The organism is Bradyrhizobium sp. USDA 4369 (assembly GCF_054056435.1).
In genome coordinates this window covers 3,960,763-3,983,687 of record NZ_JBSRYH010000001.1, presented here as the reverse complement: position 1 = coordinate 3,983,687, position 22,925 = coordinate 3,960,763, and the positions used below count along the sequence as shown (strand labels likewise).

Here is a 22,925-nt window from a genome sequence, read left to right as displayed (position 1 = left end):
GTTCTCGATGAGCCCTCAGGCGCCCTTTCACTTCAAGGATCTCGTGATCTGGCTAAATTTGGCGGCGACCTCCACGCCCGCTGCTCCACGCAGAACGACCGTGACGCGCTTGTCGTTGCCCAGATGACGCCGTTGACAGCTCCGATGAAGGCGAAGCCGCCCTCCACGGAGCTGTCGGTCCACGCAACCTGCGGACGGCGCTACCCAACACCGAAGTGAACAAACGAGCGGCGAATGCGCCCCGCGCAGCGCCGCGGCAGTTACGGCTTCTCCGCATTGACCTTCTTCCAGGTCTGGTCGGGGTTGAACAAGGTGGTCCGCTGGGCAATGTATTCGGTTCGCTCGCCGAGATCCTTTTGGTAGACGATGCCGGCATGATTGACCTGGAACGTCATGACACCGGAGTTTCCGTACTCCGCAGGCCAGGCGATCAGTGCAAAACCGCCAATCATCTTGCCCCAGACGAGGTAATTGAGCGCGCCGCCAGGCGCGTCGGAGCCCTGTCCCTTGAGGATACGGAAATAATAGCCGTGATAAGGCATTGGCTTGTCGTTCGCCTTGTAGCCTTCGGCAGCGGCCTGCGCCGCCAACGCCCCGAGCGGACTCGGATCGCTGTCATCTCTCCAGAACAAGCCATCCTTCTTGCCGGGCGTCGACGAGATACGCTGCGCATAGACACCCGCCCCCTGACCGCGGTCCTTGTCCGCGTACTCGTTCTCCGCATCGACAAACGCAAGGCAGGTCTGGATCGCGTCGAGTTCGTTGCGACCGATCCGCCGATAGAGCACCTCGGTGCGTCCTTTGGCCGCGTCGAACTCCCAGCCTGCCTTGGTATTGACCAGCGGAATTGGAAACGGAAACTCGTCCGCCCCGAGCAACAGCGTGGCCGTCTTGTTGCCCTCGACTTTCACCGCATGACGGACGTCATAGACTGACGTGAAGCGCTTGCGGAGTTCTGCATCGGCGACCTCGTCGCCTGACGAGACAAGATCGTCAGCGGCCCTGCCGAGCACCTTTAGAATGTCATTCGGACCGCGATTGGCCGCCGCGGCGAGCGCCGCCGCAGCCTCCTCCGGCGAGGGATAGGCCTTTTGAGCGAGCGCCGCTTGGCTCATCACCACGAGAGCCATGACCCCGAGCAGTGCCGCACGCGGACCCGGAACAAATCTGATCATGGCGACACCTCCGCGGGGATCCTCGCGCCGGCAGCAAGCCACGCGTCGTACGTCTGGAACTTGATGCCAAGCTTCTCGTAGTCGACGCGCAGATAACCATCGCGTCCGCGTGTGACGGCGTCCGGCACCACGTTCATCACGTCCTGCGCCATGACGCCGACATAGGCCTTGGGGTTGCCGATGTAGCTGAAGCGGTAGTAGCCGATGCCGTTGCCGAGACGGCCGAGCACGACAATGTCACGCTTCAGCGCGATGTCCGAGCGGCGGCCGCCACCGCCTCCGCCGCCACGGAAGCCGCCTCCTCCTCCTCCGGAAAAGCCGCCGCCGCCCCGGCCAGCAAAGGCCGCACCACCACCGCCACCACGCCCGACACTCGCCATGCTCTGGCGTCCGCGGGCAGACGCCGCAGCCGCCGACCGGGCAGACGATACGTCCATGGCTCCGCCGCGATTGCGTCCACCTCCGCCGCCCTGACTGACGGCCTTCGCTCGGTCGCCGCCCCCTTTGGCCCGATCGCCTCCGCCCTTGGCGCGCTCACCTCCACCCTTCGCGCTCTTGGCGCGGTCGCCGCCACTCTTGCCACGGTCGCCAGGACTGGCGACGTCGCGACGGTCTCCCGCACGATCGCCGACGGCATCGCCGCGACTTCCAGCGGAGCGACCTGCCCCCTCCCCGGGCTTCAAGACCTGTTGCCCGTCGCGACCGCGGAAATCCATCCGGTCGTTAGCGCCCGCCTTGAGGCTGCTATTGCCGAACCGTTGCGACACGTTCGAATTGCTGTAGCGGACGCCCTGGCGGTGCGCCGGATTATGCTGCCAGCCGGCGTTGCCTGCGACAGCGCGATGATTGACGTAGAGATTGCGGTTGCCCCAATTGACACCGCCTCCCCAATAATTGCCCCAGCGTCCAATCGCCCAGGCGGTTCCGAACGCCAGGCCGGCAGCAACGGCGCCAGCACCGATGTAGGACGGGTAGCCGAAGCCATACGGAGGATAGGCTTCATATGGCCAGCTGCCATAGACCGTCGCCGGATCGTAATAGGGTACATAGATGGCTTCCGGATCGGCCGATTGAATGACGACCACCTGCTTGTCCTGCTGCGTCTGCAAACTGACCTTCTGCTGCTTCGTCGTCGCCAGCTTCTTGTTGTCATAGGCCTTGACGCGCAGGCGCTGAATCGCATCCATCAGGTCCGGCTGCTGCGCGAGAAACGTATCACCAAGGTTCTTGGTCCATTCGACCTTGTCGCTCATCATGGCGAGAACATCGGCGGTGCTTGCCAGCGCCTTGACGCTGTCATCCCAGGGCTGCTTGTCGACCTCTGTCCTGAGCGCATCCTTCTTCAAGGCCTTGTGCTGTTTCAGCCAGCGATCGGCCTGCACCACTTCGAGCGGATAGGAAGAGGCTGCCAGGACATTGGCAAGGAGATCATCGGGATAAAGAGCGATCGGCGCCACCAGCGCCTCGAGCTGCTCGGGCTTCAGCAATTCCGCCGCTGGAACTGTCTGGCTCGCTGGTGACGCCGCTTCAACTGGTGGCGTCGGCGCGGCGCCCGTCTGTGCCATACCCGCACTGGGAACGGCCATCGTCAGCGCAAGCACGATCAGGGTCTTTCCACGACGAACCATTGCATCCTCCATCGACGATGGCGATTGCAAGCATCGGTTCGGCAGCCACCCGCTTCTTGATACATGTCAAGGAACACCGACCATACTTATCAGTCTGATCGGATGAGCGGACTGTCTCAGTGCACGGTCGGAAGTCGAATCCTGAACAGCGCACCGCCTGATGGCTGGTTCTCGGCGAAGATCTTCCCACCATGGGCTTGAACGATCGTCCTGACGATCGCAAGGCCCATCCCCATGCCATGCGACTTCGTCGTGAAGAAGGGGTCGAAGACATTCTCGACGTCGTCAGCAGCAATTCCTGGACCGCTATCGCAGACACGGATCTCCGCGCAGGCGCCTTGGCACGCCGTCGTCACATTGATCTCCCGCTCCGTCGAATTGGCGTGGGAGATCGCATCGATCGAATTGATGATGAGGTTGAGAATGACCTGCTGAAGCTGAATTGGGTCGCCCTTGACCCGCAATAGACTGGATGACGGCGCGAATTTCAACGCAATGTCGCGCCCCTCACTGACGGCGGACAAAAGCCTGATCGTTTCTCCCACGATGGCATTGAGGTCGATCTCGACGACCTCGAACGGCGTCTTCTTCAGAACGCTACGCAACCTGCGGATCACTTCGCTCGCGCGCTGATCATCACGTCGGATGTCCGCGAGAATCTCCGCGATCTCAGCCAGATCAGGAGGCTTGCTCTTCAACATGAGCTCAGCCGTCTCAGTATTGGTCAGGATGGCTCCGAGCGGTTGATTGAGCTCATGAGCGATCGAGGTGGTCAGTTCCCCCACGGCCGCATAGCGGCCGACATGGGCCAGCTCCGCGAGGCGCTGGCGGGACTCCACCTCGGCCACGAGCCTTCGGCGCCGTTCATAGAGCAACCCGCTGATCAAACCCGACTGAATCGCGATCACAATGGCGATCATCGCGATCTGCAGCCGATACGTCTGCCAGATCCCCGGCTGCCGAAAGAGAATCTCGCTTCCCGCGGGAAGGTCACTCTCGCTGATGCCCCAGCGCTGCATTTCACGCCAGTCAAACTTGGGCGTCCCAAGCTGGAGCGGCTCGAATCTGACCGCACTGGCCTTCTCACCCGCCAGGATCCGCAGCACGGCCTCGACGGTATTGTCGCTGGTCGCGCTGATCGAATGCATCGGGCCTCCGACCGTATAGCCGCTGAAGAAGGCCTCCTGGTAAGAGAAGATCGGTGCATTCGCCACGCCACGAAGACGCCGCAGCGCGAAATCACTCTCATGCGCGACGCCCGCACCGTCGACGGACATCAGCCCCCAGAACAGCACCGCGTGGGGGGGAAGTGCCGACGCCCTCTTGAGGATCTCTTCGAACGACAGATCGCTGTACCAGACGAACGCGACACGCTCCTCGAACGGCTTCAGCTCCCGCCTGATCTCCTCCAGCCAGAATTTTTCCAGACGCGAAGCGCCGATCACGACCGCGACCGTCTCCGTGTCCGGGAGGACTTTGAGGATGTTGTTCAATGTGGCGGTGAAATTGTTCTGGACCGAGATGATCGTGTCGTTGTCGGTCAGCTCGGCGCGGTTGACCAGCCGTTCTTCCACCACGGTCATAACCATGGGCGTATCCGGAAACAGCTGCTCGCGATATTTTCTCGCGAATGCCACAGCCGGCGCTCCGATGGTCACGACGACATCCGGCGGAGCCTGCGCGTAAAGCGAACGGAGATAGTTTACGAATGGCTCTTCGGGCCCGGGATTGTTGAAGCGCGCGGTCCGGAGGCTATGCTCCTGGATGTCCAATGGCCACTGGGCGCGCCCCTCGAGCCCGGCTTTGATGCTTCGGGCGTACTCACTCCAGGGCCGGAACTCCCGTCCGAATGAATGCAGCAGCAGGACCCGCTTGAACTCACTCTGCCCGGCCCCCGATGCCGAGCCCGACAGGTTCACGAGGAGCGTCAGCACGCATGCCGCGAGCCACATCGCACGGCCTGCACTGATGACGGCAGCAGCCAGAATGCGCCCGCTCATTCTCTCTCCGTGTGCCGGTGGCAGCGCGCTCATCCTCTGCGGCAGCTGCGACCGCGGCACGTCCGCGGCTGCGCGATGCAGACGCCGGCTGATATCGAAGATGTCAGCAGCGCGTCACGATGCGTCCATACGCATCCACGACCTGGACGCATGACGTGCCGTAATAAACCCCGGCTCCAGCTGCGGCCCCGACGGCGACCGCGCGACGCGTCGTCCTGCGAGCGACGCCCGCATAACTGACAGGCGTCAATGGACGCCCCACCCGCGCCTGCGCCTGCGCAAGCAGCCCTCCGTTGACCAGGCCACCGATGTCGCGACCGGACATCCCCGCGACAAAGGCGACAGTCGCGGCGGCCCACACAATGGTCTTTCGCGAGGCTCTCATTTCTTTTCTCCTGTCTTTTCTCCGGCCGGGGTCCCAGGGGGCAGCTCGTCGAATTCGGCCACGGCGGCGGCGGAGTCCAGATCGACCTTGGTGGCCCCGGACGGCGCAACGAACACGAAGCTGTCGCCCGCAGCAGCATCCGTCCGCCAATTCTTGATCCGAAGCGTGTATTGGGGGGCCCCAGCGAGCACCTTGCTGGTGATGACGTATTTATGCGGCACAGGCGTCGCGCCGGTCTCGATCCAGATCTGCCAATCCGTGTCCGGCGTACGGAACGCGAGATGCTCGCACTCGACGCTGTCGACCACGCCCTGGCCGATATGCTTGCTCTCGATCACGTCCGCCATCAGCACGCCGAACACGTCGGAGAGCAGAAGGTCGGCCCCTGGCAGGCCGGCTCCAGACCGCGCCTGAAGCGTGTCGATCATCGTATCCACGGAACCGGGCAAATTCGCCTGCACGTAGCTTCCGGTATTATTTCCGGAGATCGAGACCGTCTTGCCGTCATAGACGAGCTCGACATCGGCATAGCCGCCGGTACGCCTGACGCGTAGCTTGTCGGGGCGCCTCATCTTGAACTCGCCGGAGCTGGCGAACTGGATTTTCTGCAGCTCGGGCGTGATGATTTCGATGTCGCTGTCAAACGACGCCGAAAGCGTCTTCTGGCTGGCGAGATAGTCCGACATCGATTTGAGCAGCTTGGCTGGATCGCCAGCCTGGGCCGGGGCGCCGAAAAGCGCAAAGGCCGTTGCGACTCCGACGATCGTGCGGGCACGATTTCGGAAAAACATCTTCGGCTTCATGACCAACCTCCCGGCACCTACGTCATGGACACCCATCTGCAGCGACCTCGCTTGACCTGGGTCAAGCAACGCGAACATTTGCTACTTCAACGAACAGCGGTGGTACCTGATCTCCATCTCCTCCATGCCGGGGAACAGCCGGATAATGCTGCCCGGTTCCAACTCCCTCAAGCTGAACTGAACGCTCGAGAGCATGATGTCGGTCGCGCAAGAGGCGATCAGATTGACATTCGGACCGGTCTCTTTCCTCGCCGTGATCGTGCACCGCGCAAATCTTCCGATCAGCTGCTTGCCGTCGACGATGAAGCCGCCGCCATACACCTCCGACATCTCGGCGAAGCCGAGCTTTCCGCCCTCGCGGGTGAATACCTTCTCGCATTGGTCCGCGCTGGTCGCCCAGGCTCCGTTCAGTTCGACCGCATACGCGCGCTCTGCAGCCAAACAGGCCGAGAGCGAAAGCGCCGCCCCGACGAGCAGTTGTCTCGTGTAGCTCATCCTTCAGTCCTCATCCGTGACCGCCCCCGAACACCAGTGTCTTGAATGGCAGCAACAGCGCCTGTATGCGCAACAGCAATGCGTGCACGAAGCCGATACCGTCGATGACGTGAAGCGCCACCTTGCGGCCGGTTGAGGTCTCGGGCGCAACGATCTCGTCGTGATTGCTGGTGTAGGCGTTGACGATGCAACGGCTGCCGGGCGTGACGCCATCGAGGCCTCCGCTGTAGAGCGGCTCGAGAAACGCCAGAATCGTGCCGGGCTTGGCGATGTTCTGCGCTTCCACAAGCTGCTCGCCGGTTCGAAACTGACCGGCCGCGATGTAGTCCTGGACGTCCGTCACGACCAGCGGGATGATCACCCATGGCTTGGAGATGCACGTCGCTTCGGCCACCATGCCCTTTCGCATCACGCCCGCCTCGATCTGACCGAAGCCGGCCTGCAATTTTCCCTGGCCAGCGCCCTCTGGAATCAGAATGCCGGCGGCGCGCATCAACTGATTGACGACATCTCCGGTGCGGACAACGAATTGTTCGACCCGGCCGCTGACTCCGGCGCGCACAAAGGTTTTGTCGAGGTCCACCTGCGCCTCGGCGAGCGCCGCACTAGCGCTGGCTTTTTCGGCGGGCAATTGCGTCGAAACGCGCAAGATAGCGGATTGCTTGGCTGCTGTTGCAGCATCGATGGTGGCCTGCCGCTGATCGACAACGACCTGGAGTTTCTCGATATCGCGCTGAGCCACGATTCCAGGATTACGGCGCTGCAACTCCAGCTTCACGTCCAGCTCGTCCTTCGCCTGCTGATAATTCGCCTTGGCTTCCTGGATCTGCGCTTCGGTCTTGATTACGTCGGACTTCGCCGTCTCAAGAGTTGCATCGACTTCCGCAATCTTGCGCGCCGCTGTCTCGAGCGCAGCCCTCTGCTTCGAGCTGTCGAGCCTGAACAGCAGGTCGCCTTTCTTCACCGCCGCGCTGTAGCCGACATTGACTTCGGCAACACGCCCCGATCCCTCGGGCAGGATCGGAACGGTACGGAACAGCAGCGCGGCATTGTCCGTCGCCGGATGGAAGAAGAAGACGCTCGTGATCAGCGACACCGTGAGCATCAAGCAGCCGGTGATGCCCCACCGCAATTCGTACCAGACGGAAAACAGCGTGATTTCCTTTCCGAACCGCTTGCCCTGCACCAGCCGGCGATAGAGGTAATCCGGAAGGATCGTCAACAGTGAGCATATGGTCAGCTCAAGCATGGGTCGGCACCTTGCTGTTGGGGGCTGGTGTCAGCTCCTGCGCCTCGGGCGGCATATCCGCCGATGCGGAGTCATCGATGGTCGCCTGATCGTCGCTGCCGGGCGCGGCCGTGTCGGCCAGCCGCGCGAGTGATCCTGCGATGCTGCGCAAGGGCGTTCCGAAATCCGGCAACTCGATCATCGCGAGCAAGAGCGCCGCAATCCAGTAGATGTGCTCATGCGTGAACAGCGCGATCAGGCCGAGCACGGCAACGACATCGAACTGCAGCTTCTGGGTCTTGTGCGCCATCCGCTCGGGGAGACTGTGCAGATACCAATAGAACAGCCCGACGCAGAACACCGCGCCGATCAGGAACAGTCCGGTCCCCACCATCAACCAATCGGTCTCACCGGGCCCAACAATGTAGAAGGGCAAATGATGCGGGCTCATCGGATGCAGCTGCTCGCTCACCGTTCGCTCCTCACTCGGATCGTGTCTGTTTCTCGCGACCGAGGGTGGCGACGCGACAGCGCAATAGCTTGATTTGAATCAACAGAATGGACAGGCCCGAACCTAGCGTCCGTGATTACTGATGCTCATCATCACTCAGGAGCCGCCGCCATGCCCGGCATCGACGACCTCATCCCCAATGCCCTGGAAATCCGTAAGGAAGCCGCACTCAGGGAAGCCGAAAAGGCCGACGCCTATGTCAGGCTCGCCGCCGCTGCTGAAGCCGAAAAGCGCGCCCTGATCGAGCGCCTCAGCCAGCCCTCCGGCAAGTCCGAGGCGGAGAAGATTGAGCTCGCCTCGACAATCATCCAGCGCGCGGTGCGGAATGGTCTCACCGAAGTTCAGGTCTACCGGTTCCCCAACACGCTATGCACGGACAAGGGCCGCGCCATCAACCAGATGGAACCGGGCTGGGAAAAAACGCTGACGGGAATCCCCAAGGAGATCTTTCAGCTCTGGACAGACTATCTGAAGCCCCGGGGCTACCGGATCGCCTATCAGATCATCGACTTCCCGGGCGGCGTTCCCGGCGACATCGGGATCACGATCTCCTGGAGCGAGGACTAGCTGCTTCACGATGTCCGGAATTCAGCCTCGCGAGGAACGCATGGCAAAGCACGCACCTGCGGAACGCATGAAGCGCAAAGACTACGAGAAGCATCTCGACAAGCTGCAGATCGAGCTCTGCCATCTGCAGGACTTCGTCAAAGCAAGCAAGCTGCGGGTGATCGTGCTGTTCGAGGGCCGCGATGCGGCCGGCAAAGGCGGCACGATCAAGGCGATGACCGAAAAGGTCAGCCCACGGGTTTTCCGTGTCGTCGCCCTTCCGGCCCCATCGGATCGTGAAAAAACGCAGCTCTTCTTCCAACGCTACATGGAGCAATTCCCCGCAGGCGGCGAGGTCGTGATCTTCGATCGCAGCTGGTACAATCGCGCGGGTGTTGAACATGTGATGGGCTTCTGCACGGCCAAGGAGCACGATCGCTTCCTGACTCTCTGCCCGCAGATGGAGAAGTACGTGATCGACGGCGGGATCATTCTGATCAAGATCTGGCTCGAGGTCAGCATGGATGAACAGGAACGGCGCTTCAAGGCGAGGATCGACGATCCAGTGCGGCAGTGGAAGCTGAGCCCGATGGACCTCGAATCCTACCGTCGCTGGTACGACTACTCGCGCGCACGTGATCTCATGCTCGAGCAGACCAGCACGGACCATGCGCCATGGTTCATCGTCCGATCCGATGACAAGCGCCGGGCACGGCTGAATTGCATCGCACACCTGCTGAAAGCCATTCCGTATGAACGCATTCGCAAGGACAAGGTCAAGCTGCCGGCGCGGTCCGGGAAGCGACGTTACGACGATCAGGCCACGCTGAAGGGATTGAATTTCGTCGCCGAGCAATATTGAGGGCCGGACCGCGCGAATACGCGGCCCGGCCTTCGCCTACTTCAGTCGAATGGTAACGCCACCAACGGCGGCAGAGACTTCCGCGCCGACCTTGGGACCGCTGAGCTGCAGGATCACGCCATTCCCGTTCTGCAACTGGACCGCCCCGGCGCCCGCCGCCACGGCGCCTCCTGCGCCGCCGACGACATAGGATCCTTCGATGGAGGCCGGCCCTCTCAAGTTGAGAGCCCGGCCGACCAGCTTGGTGGTCGACGCGCCGATCGTGAACCCGACGCTCATGCCGGAGACCACGAACGGATATCTCTTGCCCCTGAGCAGCAGTACGCCCTCGCCGCCGCCGACGCCGACGATGAAGCCGCCCTTCGTGAAGACGACCGCGACCTGGCCGGTCTCGGCATGCGATGGCGTGCTGAAACCGGCAAGGATGGCGAGCAGGGCCGCGCAGACGACAGACTTTATCATGACTTTCATTCCCCTCTTGCTTTGAAGCCGGACTATTGAGCGAGCAGCATTGCGAAGTAGCCGAACACGGTGAGCAGGATGCCGGACACGGCATAGCCGACCGGGAAGCCGATCCAGGGCACCGAGCTCTGAATTTCCACCGCAGCCTCACGGCACGGACCGGAGTGCGAGCGCGCACCGGCAACGCCGCCCATCAGCACAGCCGGATTGATCCTGAAGATGTGGTAGCCGATCGCCCAGACGACGAACGGCGGGATCGTGCAGGCGATGAAGCCGGCAACGAAGATCTTCAGGGCGACCGCGCCTGTGAGCTGGGCCAACAGACCGGCGCCGGCATTGACGCCGACAATGGCGACGAAGACGACGAGACCGAGGTCCTCCAGCACGTTGCGCGCGGCGTTGGGCGTGTTGCCGAAGAACCGCAGACGCGACACCATGGAGGAGACGATCACACCTGACAGTAGCAGGCCGCCGGCATTTCCAAGCCCGATCTTGGCACCGAAGGCCGGGAACTCGATCATGCCGATCAGGAAGCCGAGGATCATGCCGGCCGCAAGCGTCAGCAGATCGGTCGACGTGTTGGTTCGGGCGATCCGCCCCCACATCTCGCCGAGCTCGTTAACGGCCGACTTCAGGCCCACGACCGAGATGATGTCCATCCGCTGCAGCTCGGTCTTCAGACCGGCCGGAAATGGCACGCCGCCACGTTCCACCTTGGTGACCTGCAACTGGCCGGCCAGCGCCGTGTCGCGGAAGGATTCGAACGTGCGGCCGACCATGTCCTTGTTGGTGACGAGGATGTCGGCCTGGTCCAGGGGAACGCCGAGCGCCTTGGCATCCGCAACTTCGGGCCCGATCAGCCCCATCTTGTCGGTGAGATGCTCGGTCGCGCCGCCGAGGGCAACGACATCCCCTCTTTGCAACACGAGATCATGATCGGCTCCAAGAGCCTCGCCGTTGCGCACCACATTGACAACGCGGTACTCTGGATTGGTCGCGCGAAACTTGGCGATGCTTGTGCCGACCTGCGCTGGATTGTCCAGCCGGTAGGCCCGCAGGCCAAATTGTCTGAAGCCGGTGAGCCCGCCACCTTCGAGATCCTTGACCCCGAACTTCTGCTCATACTGCTTCGCCGCCGTCTTGGCGTCGACTCCCCACCAGCGTGGCAGGTACTTGCAGATCAGGATGATGCCGACGGTCCCCCAAATGTAAGTAATGCCGTAGGACAGTGCGATCATGCCGGACGCATCCTCCGGCTTCATGCCCTCCGGCAGCTTGACGACCCCCGAAGTGATCGCCTGCTCCGCCGACCCGATTGCGGCCGACATCGTCTGCGATCCGGCCAGCATGCCTCCCGCGGCGCCGATCGGAAGCGCGAAGAGTCTCGACAACATGACCACGAGCGCCAACCCGAGCACGCTCGAGACCACGGCAAGGATGCAGAATTTCAAGCCGTCGCCCCGCAGGCTGTTGATGAAGGACGGTCCGACCCGCAACCCGACGCCGTACATGAACAGGTAGTAGAACAGGCTCTTGGCGAAGGTGTTGAGCTCGAGCTTGACGCCGTAGACCGATGCCCAGACCGACAGGCCCGCGCCCACCACGATGGCGCCGGCGACCATGCCGAGACCGTAGCCCTTGATGCTGGCCCGCCCTATCCAGACGGCCATGCCAACCACGAAGAACAGCAGCAGATAGGGATTTTGCTGCAGGAATGTGAAGAAGCTTTGCATGTTCGTCTCTCCGTTATGACGCTGCCTTGAGCTTCAAGGCCGCGCCAGGCTTCGGGCGACCGATCTTCGCGAGAGCTTCGGCACGTACCAGCTTCAAGCCTTCCTTGGCGTCGTAGCCATGAATCTCCTTCACATCGAGCTTGCGCATGAAATCGATCGTCTCCTGGGTAATCACCTGTCCGGGCACCATGATCGGGAAACCAGGCGGGTACGGGATCACGAAATTGGCCGAGACCAAATCCGGACCCGCCTTCAAACGGCGGTCGATCTCCGGGTCGGCCAGCCGGATGTACTCGCAGCCGGCGGCGTCATAGGCGGAGTAGAAGCCGCCGCGGATGTCGCCCTCGTTGGTCTTCGCCCCCGCATCGCCGCGGAAGCTCTGATGGAAATGCGAGAAGTTCGGCAGGTCGGGCACGTCGGTCATCAGGCTCTTGACGCGCGCTTCGAAGGTCTTCCCGGCATTGGCGCCGCCTTGCGTCAGACCGCGGTCGACCTCACCCGCGATCTCGGCGAGCACGCGCACCAGATGCGCGACGTCGCTGCGCGTGTTGTTGATGTTGGACTGGAACAGCACGGAATTACGGGACGTCTTGTTGACCTGGATCCCGTATTGATTGGCAAGAATGCCCTTGAATTGCGTGCCGTCGAATCCTGCGGTGCCGCACACCAGCGTCATGCGGGTCGGATCGAGACAGAACTCATCATCCTGCAGGCTCTTCCAGGCGACGGCCCAGTTGCTGCCCGGCGCCAGATAGTCGGTGAAGCCGGTCTGGCGATACTGCGCCGGCACCATGGCGTCCGCACCAAGAATCCGGAAGTATTTTGAGATGAGCGAATTGTTGTTGACCGCCTGGCGAATGGCCAATGCGATCTCCATCGCGTTGTTGACCAGGCCATAGCCTTCGAGCTCCATCTGCCGCCGCGCCACATCGAGGCTGGCAATCAGCTGCTGATTGGGACTGGTCGAGGCGTGCGTAAAGACAGCCTCATGGAACTGCGCCTCGACGGTATGGAACTCGACGTCCTTGACGAGCAGCATGGACCCCTGACGAAGTGCCGACATGGATTTGTGGGTCGAATTCGTCTGGTAGACGCGCAGCCGGATCTGCCGGGGATCCGGGATCAATCGCGTCTTGAGCAGCAGTTCGTCGGCGGGAGTCTTGCCCAGCTCGGCCTGCTGCTTCTCAAAGGCCGCGACCGACTTCGGATCGTGCATCCAGGCCTCGATGTCGTTGGCAGCCCCCATCGCGGTGCGCGGCCGCAGGAACGGCGAGAAGCGGGCAAAGCCGAACCAGGCCTCATCCCAGAGGAAGATCAGGTTGGGCTTGATCGCGAGGCATTCCTCCATCACCCGGCGCGTGTTGTAGATATGGCCGTCGAAGGTGCAGTTGGTCAGATCGACCATCTTGATTCGATCGAGCCGGCCGTCCGCCTTGGCGTTGAGCAGCGCCTGCTTGATGGTCCTCAGCGGCACCGCCCCATACATCGAGTATTCCGTCATCGGGAACGCTTCGACATAGAGCGGCTGCGCGCCGGCGAGCACCATGCCGTAGTGGTGCGACTTGTGGCAATTGCGATCGACGATGGCGATGTCGCCCGGACCGAGCAGGGCCTGCACGGCCATCTTGTTGGATGTCGACGTGCCATTGGTCACGAAGAAGACGTGGTCTGCACCAAAGGCGCGCGCCGCCTTGTCCTGCGCAACCTTGATGTTGCCGGTCGGCTCCAGCAGGCTGTCGAGGCCGCCGGTGGTCGCGCTGCTCTCGGCCAGGAACAGGTTGGGACCATAGAACTCGCCCATGTCGCGGATCCAGTCGGACTTGAAGATCGACTTGCCCCGGGCGATCGGCAGCGCATGGAATGTCCCGATCGGGCGCTGCGCATACTTCTTGAGATTGTCGAAGAACGGCGTGTCGTAGCGATCCTGGATGCCTTCGAGGATGCAGAGATGCAGTTCCAGGATCTCCTCGACCGAATAGAAGATGCGGCGCACGACCCCAGCATCCGGATTGCCGGCCATCTCCTCGACATTGCGATTGGACATCAGGTAGAGATCGAGCTCCGGACGCACCCGCTTCAGCGTATGGGCGAGCCGCAGCGCAGACGCATCGGCATCATCGTTCAGGCCGGCAGCCGCAGTCAGCGTGCGCAGCACCGGTGCATCGTGGCGTGAGCGCAACGCGAACCCTTCATTGATCACGACGGCCCCAAGATCGGGATTCAGCAGCGCGGCGCAGAACGCGTCCTCGAAGCTGCCGACGATGACCGGCTCGTAGATGAAGGAATCGATCGGGCGCCTCAGCTTGCGCCACTCGGTTGCGAGCGCCGGCCAGGCATTGGACGAAACTCCCGTCACGATCATCGTCTCGAAATACGGACGATGCGCCTGCTTGCCGCCGAAGGTCGGCGGCAGCATATCCGGGATATCGTCATTCCCCTCATCCTGCGCATTCCAGTCGCTGGCGTGCTGGCGGAAGGACTTCGTCGTCAGGGCTTGCGTGATCCGCGTTGCCAGAGCGACCGACATCGCGGCGTCACCGGAGGTCGCCGCCTCCCGCAACGCGGCCATCAACTGCAGACCAGGATAGCCATGGAACTCCTCGGTCACGCTGATGTCGGCCAGGGCCATGTCGTATTTGGCGCGGTCTCCGCCGCGAGCCCATTGCTTCGCGGCGTCCACGAGGTCGCGCCATTCGTCTGCGCGTCCTCCGGGACCCGAGAAGAACTGATCGATCCGCTTCTGAGTTGGCTTGCCGTCCTTGGACATCTGCATCTCCCCGATCATCATCCTATGGGTCGTTGACGATGGACCGTGGACGGCGGTCGGCATGCTCCGTTGATTCAAGTCAATGGTTGCGCGATATCGAAAACGCCGCGCGACCTAATCGCCTGAGCCTTGCGTCGCAGCAGAGGTCTCCATGGCTTGGGACTCGCCGAGGACGCTGTCGAGCGAGCGCATCCACTGCGAGACGTCGGTCTTCTCCGCGAGTCCCTCCGCCTGCAGCAGATCGCGCAACTGTGCGTGGGCGCCAACGATGCAGAAAGCGATCCGGCGGGACGCCAGCTCGTCGAACAGGTCTCGCAACATGCGGGCGCCGGCCAGGTCGATGTAGGGGGAGGCGGAGAGATCGCAGGCGACAAGCCTGATGCCTGTCGACGTCTTGACGGCGTCGAGAACCACCGCCTCAATCGTCTCGGCATTGATGTAAAGCAGCGACGCTTCCGGGCGGAACGCGATGACGCCGATGAGCGGCTCGACGCCGTCGTGCCTCGCCTGATCGGAGTAGCGGCCGGTCCGAGGAAGCCGACCGAGGAAAGCGACGTTCGGTTGCGAGGCGCGGGCCAACAACAGAAGGATCGACGCGATCGACGCGAGCAGCACACCCTGCAGGATGCCGAGCAGCAGGACGGCCGCGAGCGCGATCGCGGCAGCGTAGAAGTCAAGCCGACTCACCCGCCACATCCGCAGCAGCGCCCGGATGTCCACCAGCCGATACACGGCGGCAAGGACGATCGCAGCGAGGACCGCCTTGGGAAGATTGGTCAACCAGCCCGTGAAGAACAGGAGACAGGCGGCCAACGCGAGCGAGCAGATCAGCAGCGCCATCGGCGTGCGTGCTCCGGCGCTGTCGTTGACCGCCGATTGCGACAATCCGCCGGCCACGGGATAGCCATGGCCGAAGGCGGCGGCGAGATTTGCAGCTCCTAACCCGAGAAACTCCTGCCGCACGTCCAGAGCGTAGCCATGCTTGGCGGCAAAGCTCCGCGCGGCGGAAACGCCTTCGATATAGGCCAGCAGGACACATCCTGCGGCGAGCGGGAACAGGTCGGAGAACTCCAGCAGCCCGAATGTCGGCACAGCCAGGCTGGGCAATCCCTTGGGGATCTCGCCGGTCACCGGCAGACCGCGGGCCGGAAGGTCAAGCAGCGTGACGAGCACGATCGCCAGCGCAACGACGGTGATTCCAACGGGCTTGCCTGGGAGAACCTTCTCGCCAAGTAGAAGGCACAGCAACGCTACCGCGCCAATCGCCAGGATGACGAGATTGACGTCGCCGAGTTGGCTACCGAGCCGCAGAGCACGATCGAAGAACTGATGTCCGCCGCCGGCCACCCCGAACAGGTTGGGCAATTGACTCATGATGATGGTCAGTCCCGCGCCGGCCTTGAAGCCGACCAGAATGCTGTCGCTGACCAGGCGGACAAGAACGCTCAGCCTGAACAGCCAGCAGACGAAGCACAGCACCGCAACGGCGAAGGCCGTCAGGCTGGCGATCTGCGCATAGAGCACCGCGTCGCCGCCGGCGAGCGCTGCGACTGTCGACGCAATCATCAACGAGATCGCCGAAGTCGGACCGATCGCGAGCTGCCGCGACGAGCCAAGCAGGGCATAGCCGATGCCGCCAAGCATGTAGCCGTAGACCCCGACCTGCGGTGGCAGGCCCGCGAGCGTCGCATAAGCGAGCGATACCGGAATCGCATAGGCGGCCAGCGTCGTTCCAGCGACTGCGTCCGAGAGCAGCGATCCGCCACGATACGAGGCGAGCCAATGCGGGAAGGGAATGAACCGCAACCATGCTGCGCGGAAGGCCGACGGCGACGTCATGCGGGCACCTCGCTGCGTTCGGATCCGGCATGCAACAGAACAATCAGCAAGGCGAGCGCGGGTAAGCCAAGCGCCAGGTCGGGAATGCCCTTGGTCGCGAATGCGCCAATGGCGGCGCCGAGGCCGAAGCTGATGCATAGCCCGGCGAAGATGCCGGAGCGGCGAAGCATTCGGCGCGAACCGCCACCGGATACAACGAGGAAAACGCCCTCGATGGACTGTCGCAGGTTACCGGTAGCCATCACCGAGCTGTAGGCCACGCCGTCAACCTTGGTGAAGACCGCCGTCTGCATCGCAGCAACGAAAGAGATTCCGAGCGTTCCCGCGAGATCGGGCAGCCGATTGTGCAGGACGCCGACCGCGACCAGGAGCACAATCTCAACGAGCGCACAGATGTTGCTGGTGCGCCGTCCGGCGACCTTGCGCAGCCACGCCGCCAATACAATACCCGCTGCAAATGCCACGATCGGCGGAACGAAATGCAGTGCGTCGTCCCATTTTCCGGACGCCGCATAGACCCACAACAACACGAGATTCGCCGTCTGCGCATTGGCCATCACGCCGTGAATGATCCAGGTGTAGACGTCGAGGTAGCCGCCGACAAAGGCCAGCAGCAGAGCGATCGGAACCGTCTCTTCCTGAGATAGCGGTAAGCTTGGAAGATCCAATGAGCTCATGGTCAGGACAATGATGGGCGCGGGTGCAGCATCGCCTGATCAGCGCGCGGTCACGAACGAAAGGCTTGATTTGGATCAACCATCCACGCGACCGACCACCCCAGCTTGGCGCGACACAAAGCGCGGGGGGATCACGGCCATGGATTTCGCAAGGGGGATCATTTCGACCGCGCCTGAGATTTTCCTGCTGATGTCGATCGCGCTCGGCACCGTGCTCGGCGGCATCAAGATTCGCGGGTTCTCCCTTGGCACGACCGCATGCACGCTCATAGTCGCGGTGCTGATCGGTCAGCTCGGCAGCTTCACGTTCCCATCGGTGCTGCGGATCGTGTTGTTCAGCCTGTTCGTCTTCACCATCGGCTATCGCTCGGGGCCGGAGTTCTTTGCCTCGCTGAGTATTCGAACCTTGGCGCAGGTCGCGCTTGCGCTGGTGCTCGGCGGCACCGGCCTGATCATCGTGCTGATCTTCGCCTATAGCTTCGGGCTCGATCCCGGCACAGCATCCGGACTGGCCGCGGGCGCGTTGACGCAATCGTCCGTGATCGGCACGGCGTCGGGTGCGTTAGCCCAGCTCGGACTGCCAAAGGAGATGCTCGAGCAGCAGGAGGCCAATATCGCGGCCGGCTATGCCGTGACTTACGTTCTCGGCTATGTTCTCACACTGATCTACGTTCCGCTGCTTGCGCCAAAGGTCATGCGGATCGATCTCAAGGCCGAAGCAAAAAAGCTCGAAGCCGAGCTCGCGGGCGGTGAGCCGCCGAAGACCCAGAGTCTCCATTATCGCAAGTTCCAGGCCCGGGCCTATCGCGTTTCGGCCGCCGCAGGTCGGACGGTGAAGGCTGTCGAGGCTGAGATCGGCAGCCGCACAGTGATCGAGCGGATCGTCAGGCGGGCCGCTGATGTCGAGCCGCATGTGGACACAGTGCTCGAGACCGGAGACGACATCGTGATCGCCGGACCGACCGCCGCGATCGTCACAGCCCGCTCCGTGATCGGACCCGAGATCGATGCCGATGAGATCCTGAAGGCGATCCCTGGCAATGTCATTGATGTTCTGGTCGACAACCGCGAACTCCACGGCCGCTCTCTCCAGGAGGTCGTCGACCGGGTCGGCGATGACGCGCGCGGCGTCTTCCTGCGCACATTGACCCGAATGGGTCGCGAGGTCCCGTTGAGCCCCGACACGCGGCTCTATGTCGGAGACGTCATGACCCTGGTGGGTAGCACCCACAATATCGGACGCGCCGCCGCCCGGGTCGGACAAATGGTGCGGTCCGGCGATCGCACCGACATCGCCTTTCTTGCCGCGGGAATCGCTGTCGGACTGCTTGCCGGCTTGATCAGCTTCAAGGTGGGCGGCATTGCGCTGACGCTCGGCGGCGGAGGTGGCGCGCTGATCGCCGGGCTCATGTGTGGTTGGCTGCGCTCGCGCCGTCCGACCATGGGCGCCATTCCGCCCGCCGCGCAGCAGACCCTGAGCGACTTCGGCCTTGGCGGCTTCATCGCAGCGATCGGGCTGGCCAACGGCCATGCGGCGTGGCTCGCCATGCAGGCTCACGGCCTGCTCCTCGTCGGCATGGGCCTGGTCGTGACACTGGTACCGCTGATTGTGGCGACACTGTTCGCCTACCACATTCTTCGCATGAATCCCGTCATCACCTGCGGCGCGCTCGCGGGGGCCATGACAGTCGATGCAGCCGTCACGGGATGTTGCGACGTTGCCGAAAGCCAGACGCCTGTGCTCGGCGTCGCGGTGCCCTATGCGGTCGGCAACGTGGTCCTGACCGTGCTCGGGCCGATCATCGTCGCCTGCACGTTCTCGGGCTGAGGAGACGCCGATGACGCTCCGCCGTGACCGAGCCGCCTTGCCCGTCCTTCTGCTCCTGCTCGTGCTGGGCTGTACGGGCGCGCCATCGCATGCGGAAGACCCCAACGCATCACGCCGCATTCAGGAAGAGGTCTGGGCCCTGCCGCTGCCCCTGCCCTCCTTCGCCTATGTGGTGCGGCCGGTCGGAGACGGTCCGTTTCCGCTGGCCATCATGAACCACGGCGTGGCGCTCAACCCGACGGAGCGCAGCTTCTTTCCGCTCGTGGAATTCAGGGACGCCGCCCAATGGCTCGCACGCCGCGGCTATTTCGTGGTCGCGCCGGTCGGGACCGGCTATGGCGCCGCCGCGATCGACATTCCTGAACGCGGACTGTACGGCCCGTTCTTCTCCAAAGTCGGCAAATGCAGCCATCCGAATTTCCGCGATCCCGGCTTGGCCGTGGCACAGGCGGACCTCTGGATCATCGACTACATGACCACGGACAAACGCATCCTGCCGAGGGACGTCATCGTGGTCGGACAATCCGCCGGCGGCTGGGCGTCGATTGCCTTGTCGAGCCTGAACCCGCCGCAGATCCGGGCGATCATCACTTTTGCTGCAGGTCGCGGCGGCCATGTCGATGGCAAGCCGAACAACAATTGTGCCCCCGACAAGCTCGTCGAAGCCGCCGGCGAGTTCGGGCGCACCTCGCGCATCCCCATGCTCTGGATCTATGCCGAGAACGACACCTTCTTCGGCCCGGTCTTGTCGAAGCGCATACACGACGCCTTCACCGCGGCGGGCGGCATCGCCGATTATCGCATGCTGCCTCCGTTCGGCCAGGACGGACATTTTCTGATTGGCTCGCCCGACGCGATCCCACTCTGGTCACCGCTCGTAGCCGCTTTTCTGGACGCTCACACGCAATCGCACGAGGCGCCCCTCGGGAGGCCACGACCATGATGACCGGACGTCCTCGCCTCTCCGCTTCACTCGCTCTGGCGATCGTCGCAACCACACCCACCGGCCAAGCTTTCGCCGGCGAACGCAAGCCCACGGCTCAATCCGCCGAAGTCGCAATCCGCGGCCAGCGTGAGGCAACGGACATTACCTACGGAAGCTGGCGCAAGCTCTGCTTCCAGGCGGGTGGCGCTCCGCCCCTGTGCCGCACCTCGATCACCGGCCGTTTTCCCACGGGTCAGATGGCCGTGCGTCTCGACTTGATCGAGCGCGACGACGATCAAAAGGGCCGGCTGCAATTGTTCGTGCCGGTTGGCATGTATCTGCAGCATCCCGTCAAGTTGACCGTCGATCGCGGCCGTTCCTACCAGGTGCCGTACACCTGGTGCCTCAGCAATGCTTGCATCGCAAGCGACGTCGCGGATCACGCCCTCGTCAAGGAGATGGAGCTCGGCAAGACGCTCGTCCTCGAAGTGGTCGATGCCAACCTGCTGTCGCTGACGACGTCACTGCCGCTGCCTGAGTTCGGTCCGGCTCACCGAGGTCCCCCGCAGCAAACGTTCGAACAGGACATCGACGAGTGACCAGAGCTTTCCTCGCCCGCTCTCAAATCTCGAGCTGCGCAAGCCCGTCTCGATCGAGCAGAACGACCCGCCGTTGCGTCTGTCCCTCGAATCTCAGCATCTTCTCATCCCGCAGGGCCGACAAGGCGCGCGACACTGTCTCGAGCGTCAGCCCGAGATAGTCCGCGATGTCGCGGCGCGACATCGGCAGGCTGATCACGCCTGGATAGGCCTGCCGCTCATCCATTTCGAGCAGGAACGCCGCGACCTTTTCAAGCGCCGTCTTCCGCCCCAACAGCAGCATGTGGTTCTCGGCATGCTGTAGATTGCGCGTCACGAGGCCGAGCAGCCTGGTCCGGCCCGCCTCCTGATCCTCGATCGCATCGAACAAGCGGCGCCGGGACGTCACGCGGATCGCCGTCGCGGTCACCGCCTGGGCCGTGAAGCGATGCGTCCCGCCGTTCTCGAGCCCGAACATGTCGCCCGCCAGATGAAACGCGCTGATCTGCCGGCGGCCGTCCGCCAGTCGCTTATAGGCACGGACCGCCCCCGAGACGACCTGATAGACGTTATTCGCATCGTCTCCCTGACTGAAGACGAGCCCTCCCCTGCGATAGGTCAGCTCACGACACGACACCCGCTCGCCCGACAGGCTTGCGAGCTGCGCGTCAAGCGCCGAGCGACTGGCGATCCTCGTCAACATCGCAACACTCCCCACAGACCGAACCAAGTCTTCGGATGACCCTTAGGCAGTTTTGCAGCCGCATGATTGATCCAGCGCAACCTAATCAGCTGATGCTCAGTTCGTGGATCAGACGTCGCGTCCTGAAACGATCCATGTGTATGACATCACCCATATGGGAGTCGATGCCTGGCCCAGTCACGGTGGCGCCGGTTCCATCGTCACGATGGCGGCCAGGACTGAGGTAAGTAAGGAAGCTGTCGAACGGTCCGCAAGCGGCAAGCGTGCACGATCAGTCCGGATGCGGCAGACCAGGCTTCACCGTCCCGCCCGCGCGTGCAACAGCGCGCTCGATGGCATCGATCAACGCGTTCGCCGTGAACGGCTTGGTCAAGTACGCAATGCAATCCGACTCGATTGCTGCTGACCGGGTTGCATGGCTGTCATTCCCAGTGATGTAGATGACCGGTGCCACGACTCCCCTTTCCGAGAGCCGGTGCCGCAACGCGATTCCAGAGGCCTCGCTCAGATTGATGTCGATGATGATACACAAGACATCACCGTCCGCATCATGATCGAGCATCGCAGCCGCTGAGCCGAAGAGTAATGCAGAGAAGCCGCGCGCCCGGAGCAGCCGGCTGATGCTGATGCGCATCGATGCGTCATCGTCGACGACGAGAATGGGCCCGCGGACTGACACCTCGGCCGCCTTCCTTGACAAGCGTTCACTCGCCAGCGGATCCACGCCGATTCATCATTCAATCCGACTCTTGTCCGCGATCAGACCGTAACAGGCCGCCGCCGGCCGCGCTATTGTACTGTTGTGCAAGCCGCTGTGATGAGTGCGAGAACCGGTCGGTTCACTCTACGCCCGACGTTCGGTCTCGACATCGAGCAGGCCCAATCGCTCGGCAATCGAGACCAGTTCCGCCAGCGACTGCACCTGCATCTTTTCCATGACCTGGTGGCGATGTGCCTTGATCGTCCGTTCAGCGGTGCCAAGCTCATGGGCAATCTGCTTGTTGATCCTGCCACGAACGATCATGTCGAACACCTGGCGCTCGCGCGGGGTCAGTGAGTTCAGAAGCCCCTGGAGCGAGCTCAGCTTCTTACGATGGGCCTGCGCCGATTCTTGACGCGCCACCGCCCGCTGCACGGCGTCAAGCAGCTGCGCCGACGAAACCGGCTTTGTGAGAAAGTCCTCAGCCCCGGCCTTGATGGCGCGCACGGTGGTCGCAGTATCAGCATGACCGGTCAGAAACACGATCGGAAGTGTCGATCCCATTTCCGTCAAGCGGCTCTGAAGCTCTGGCCCAGACAGCCCCGGTATTCTGACATCGAGCAGGATGCACCCTGATTCCTCATTGCCGGGCAGGCGCTCCAGCAGATCCTGGGCGGATGCGTAGGCCGCGACGTCGTAACCAGCCATCCTGAGCCGCCGTTCGATGGCCACTCGGAATGACGCGTCATCGTCTACGACATGCACGACGCTACCCAACCGTCAGTCTCCTGAAATGTCGGCCGCACGGCCCTCCCGACACCGCGTCCTGCAGTCTCGGGAACTCCTCCGCGACCTCAACAAAGCCGACGACGCGACCTGCAAACAGATCGCATCTGCAACGTCCACAACCGCCGGTCGGCACGATAGTCGCTGATGCACCTTAGTACAATGGCCACAGGGACAATGGTCCATGGTCTGCGCCCCACCTAAATTGATGAAAATTTGAGACAGCAGGGCCTGCTCTCGGCAACCAGGCGTTCCGTCGCCTCCGACACGTCTTTTCGTGAATTAGTTTAGGAG

21 protein-coding genes are annotated in these 22,925 nt (G+C 62.7%); 5 read left to right on the top strand and 16 right to left on the bottom strand.

The window, feature by feature from the left end; translation table 11 throughout:
• Positions 1-260: 260 nt before the first annotated feature.
• From ACVIJ6_RS17975 to ACVIJ6_RS17940, 8 genes are all read right to left on the bottom strand, one after another.
• Entirely contained in the window at positions 261-1,175 is a 915-nt protein-coding gene (locus ACVIJ6_RS17975; protein WP_456773768.1) for a DUF2950 domain-containing protein, read from the bottom strand.
• The gene (locus ACVIJ6_RS17970) at positions 1,172-2,803 is read right to left on the bottom strand and encodes a DUF3300 domain-containing protein (protein WP_456773767.1); all 1,632 of its coding nucleotides are present in this window, start codon (positions 2,801-2,803) and stop codon (positions 1,172-1,174) included. Before ACVIJ6_RS17970 ends, ACVIJ6_RS17975 begins: the two co-directional genes overlap by 4 nt.
• Before the next feature lie 116 nt (positions 2,804-2,919).
• Entirely contained in the window at positions 2,920-4,803 is a 1,884-nt protein-coding gene (locus ACVIJ6_RS17965; RefSeq protein ID WP_456773766.1) for a sensor histidine kinase, read from the bottom strand.
• 103 nt (positions 4,804-4,906) lie between these two features.
• Positions 4,907-5,188 (bottom strand): hypothetical protein, encoded by a 282-nt coding sequence (locus tag ACVIJ6_RS17960; protein WP_456773765.1) that lies wholly within the window; start codon positions 5,186-5,188, stop codon positions 4,907-4,909.
• On the bottom strand, positions 5,185-5,991 hold the full coding sequence (locus ACVIJ6_RS17955) for a DUF2092 domain-containing protein (RefSeq protein ID WP_456773764.1): 807 nt from the start codon (positions 5,989-5,991) through the stop codon (positions 5,185-5,187). Before ACVIJ6_RS17955 ends, ACVIJ6_RS17960 begins: the two co-directional genes overlap by 4 nt.
• An 81-nt stretch (positions 5,992-6,072) precedes the next feature.
• Positions 6,073-6,486: a hypothetical protein gene (locus ACVIJ6_RS17950; protein WP_456773763.1), complete on the bottom strand. Its 414-nt coding sequence runs from the start codon at positions 6,484-6,486 to the stop codon at positions 6,073-6,075.
• 10 nt (positions 6,487-6,496) lie between these two features.
• The gene (locus ACVIJ6_RS17945; protein WP_456773762.1) at positions 6,497-7,735 is read right to left on the bottom strand and encodes an HlyD family secretion protein; all 1,239 of its coding nucleotides are present in this window, start codon (positions 7,733-7,735) and stop codon (positions 6,497-6,499) included.
• Positions 7,728-8,165: a hypothetical protein gene (locus ACVIJ6_RS17940; protein WP_456777017.1), complete on the bottom strand. Its 438-nt coding sequence runs from the start codon at positions 8,163-8,165 to the stop codon at positions 7,728-7,730. Before ACVIJ6_RS17940 ends, ACVIJ6_RS17945 begins: the two co-directional genes overlap by 8 nt.
• 171 nt (positions 8,166-8,336) lie before the next feature.
• On the opposite strand from ACVIJ6_RS17940, the gene ACVIJ6_RS17935 reads away from it, so the two are divergent.
• Positions 8,337-8,792, top strand: coding sequence for a hypothetical protein (locus ACVIJ6_RS17935; protein WP_456773761.1), 456 nt, complete (start codon positions 8,337-8,339; stop codon positions 8,790-8,792).
• A 40-nt stretch (positions 8,793-8,832) separates the two neighbouring features.
• Positions 8,833-9,633: a polyphosphate kinase 2 gene (gene ppk2, locus ACVIJ6_RS17930; protein ID WP_456773760.1), complete on the top strand. Its 801-nt coding sequence runs from the start codon at positions 8,833-8,835 to the stop codon at positions 9,631-9,633.
• A gap of 36 nt (positions 9,634-9,669) precedes the next feature.
• Here ppk2 and ACVIJ6_RS17925 read toward each other — a convergent pair whose 3' ends face one another.
• The 5 genes from ACVIJ6_RS17925 to ACVIJ6_RS17905 form a co-directional block, all read right to left on the bottom strand.
• Positions 9,670-10,095 carry a hypothetical protein gene (locus tag ACVIJ6_RS17925; protein WP_456773759.1) on the bottom strand — a complete coding sequence of 142 codons (426 nt, stop codon included), beginning with the start codon at positions 10,093-10,095 and terminating at the stop codon, positions 9,670-9,672.
• 32 nt (positions 10,096-10,127) lie between these two features.
• A complete protein-coding gene (locus ACVIJ6_RS17920) occupies positions 10,128-11,828 on the bottom strand; it encodes an aspartate:alanine exchanger family transporter (protein WP_456773758.1) in 1,701 nt (566 codons plus the stop codon).
• A 13-nt stretch (positions 11,829-11,841) separates the two neighbouring features.
• On the bottom strand, positions 11,842-14,595 hold the full coding sequence (locus tag ACVIJ6_RS17915) for a decarboxylase (protein WP_456773757.1): 2,754 nt from the start codon (positions 14,593-14,595) through the stop codon (positions 11,842-11,844).
• A gap of 114 nt (positions 14,596-14,709) precedes the next feature.
• Positions 14,710-16,434, bottom strand: a complete 1,725-nt coding sequence (locus ACVIJ6_RS17910) for a SulP family inorganic anion transporter (RefSeq protein ID WP_456773756.1) — start codon at positions 16,432-16,434, stop codon at positions 14,710-14,712.
• Positions 16,431-17,111 carry a YoaK family protein gene (locus ACVIJ6_RS17905; protein WP_456773755.1) on the bottom strand — a complete coding sequence of 227 codons (681 nt, stop codon included), beginning with the start codon at positions 17,109-17,111 and terminating at the stop codon, positions 16,431-16,433. The genes ACVIJ6_RS17910 and ACVIJ6_RS17905 overlap by 4 nt, the downstream gene beginning before the upstream one ends.
• Before the next feature lie 139 nt (positions 17,112-17,250).
• Between ACVIJ6_RS17905 and ACVIJ6_RS17900 the strand changes: the two genes are divergently transcribed.
• Genes ACVIJ6_RS17900 through ACVIJ6_RS17890 form a run of 3 tightly spaced genes read left to right on the top strand, consistent with a single transcriptional unit; the run spans position 17,251 to position 20,463 of the window.
• Complete coding sequence (locus tag ACVIJ6_RS17900; RefSeq protein WP_456773754.1) at positions 17,251-18,939, top strand: aspartate-alanine antiporter-like transporter; 1,689 nt, start codon at positions 17,251-17,253, stop codon at positions 18,937-18,939.
• Between the two features lie 10 nt (positions 18,940-18,949).
• Complete coding sequence (locus ACVIJ6_RS17895; RefSeq protein ID WP_456773753.1) at positions 18,950-19,882, top strand: alpha/beta hydrolase family protein; 933 nt, start codon at positions 18,950-18,952, stop codon at positions 19,880-19,882.
• Positions 19,879-20,463: an invasion associated locus B family protein gene (locus ACVIJ6_RS17890; protein ID WP_456773752.1), complete on the top strand. Its 585-nt coding sequence runs from the start codon at positions 19,879-19,881 to the stop codon at positions 20,461-20,463. The genes ACVIJ6_RS17895 and ACVIJ6_RS17890 overlap by 4 nt, the downstream gene beginning before the upstream one ends.
• Before the next feature lie 22 nt (positions 20,464-20,485).
• Here the strand turns inward: ACVIJ6_RS17890 and ACVIJ6_RS17885 are convergent, their stop codons facing one another.
• From ACVIJ6_RS17885 to ACVIJ6_RS17875, 3 genes are all read right to left on the bottom strand, one after another.
• Positions 20,486-21,145 (bottom strand): helix-turn-helix domain-containing protein, encoded by a 660-nt coding sequence (locus ACVIJ6_RS17885; protein WP_456773751.1) that lies wholly within the window; start codon positions 21,143-21,145, stop codon positions 20,486-20,488.
• Between the two features lie 271 nt (positions 21,146-21,416).
• Positions 21,417-21,869, bottom strand: coding sequence for a response regulator transcription factor (locus tag ACVIJ6_RS17880; RefSeq protein WP_456773750.1), 453 nt, complete (start codon positions 21,867-21,869; stop codon positions 21,417-21,419).
• 120 nt (positions 21,870-21,989) lie between these two features.
• Positions 21,990-22,622: a response regulator transcription factor gene (locus tag ACVIJ6_RS17875; protein ID WP_456773749.1), complete on the bottom strand. Its 633-nt coding sequence runs from the start codon at positions 22,620-22,622 to the stop codon at positions 21,990-21,992.
• Positions 22,623-22,925 lie beyond the last annotated feature (303 nt).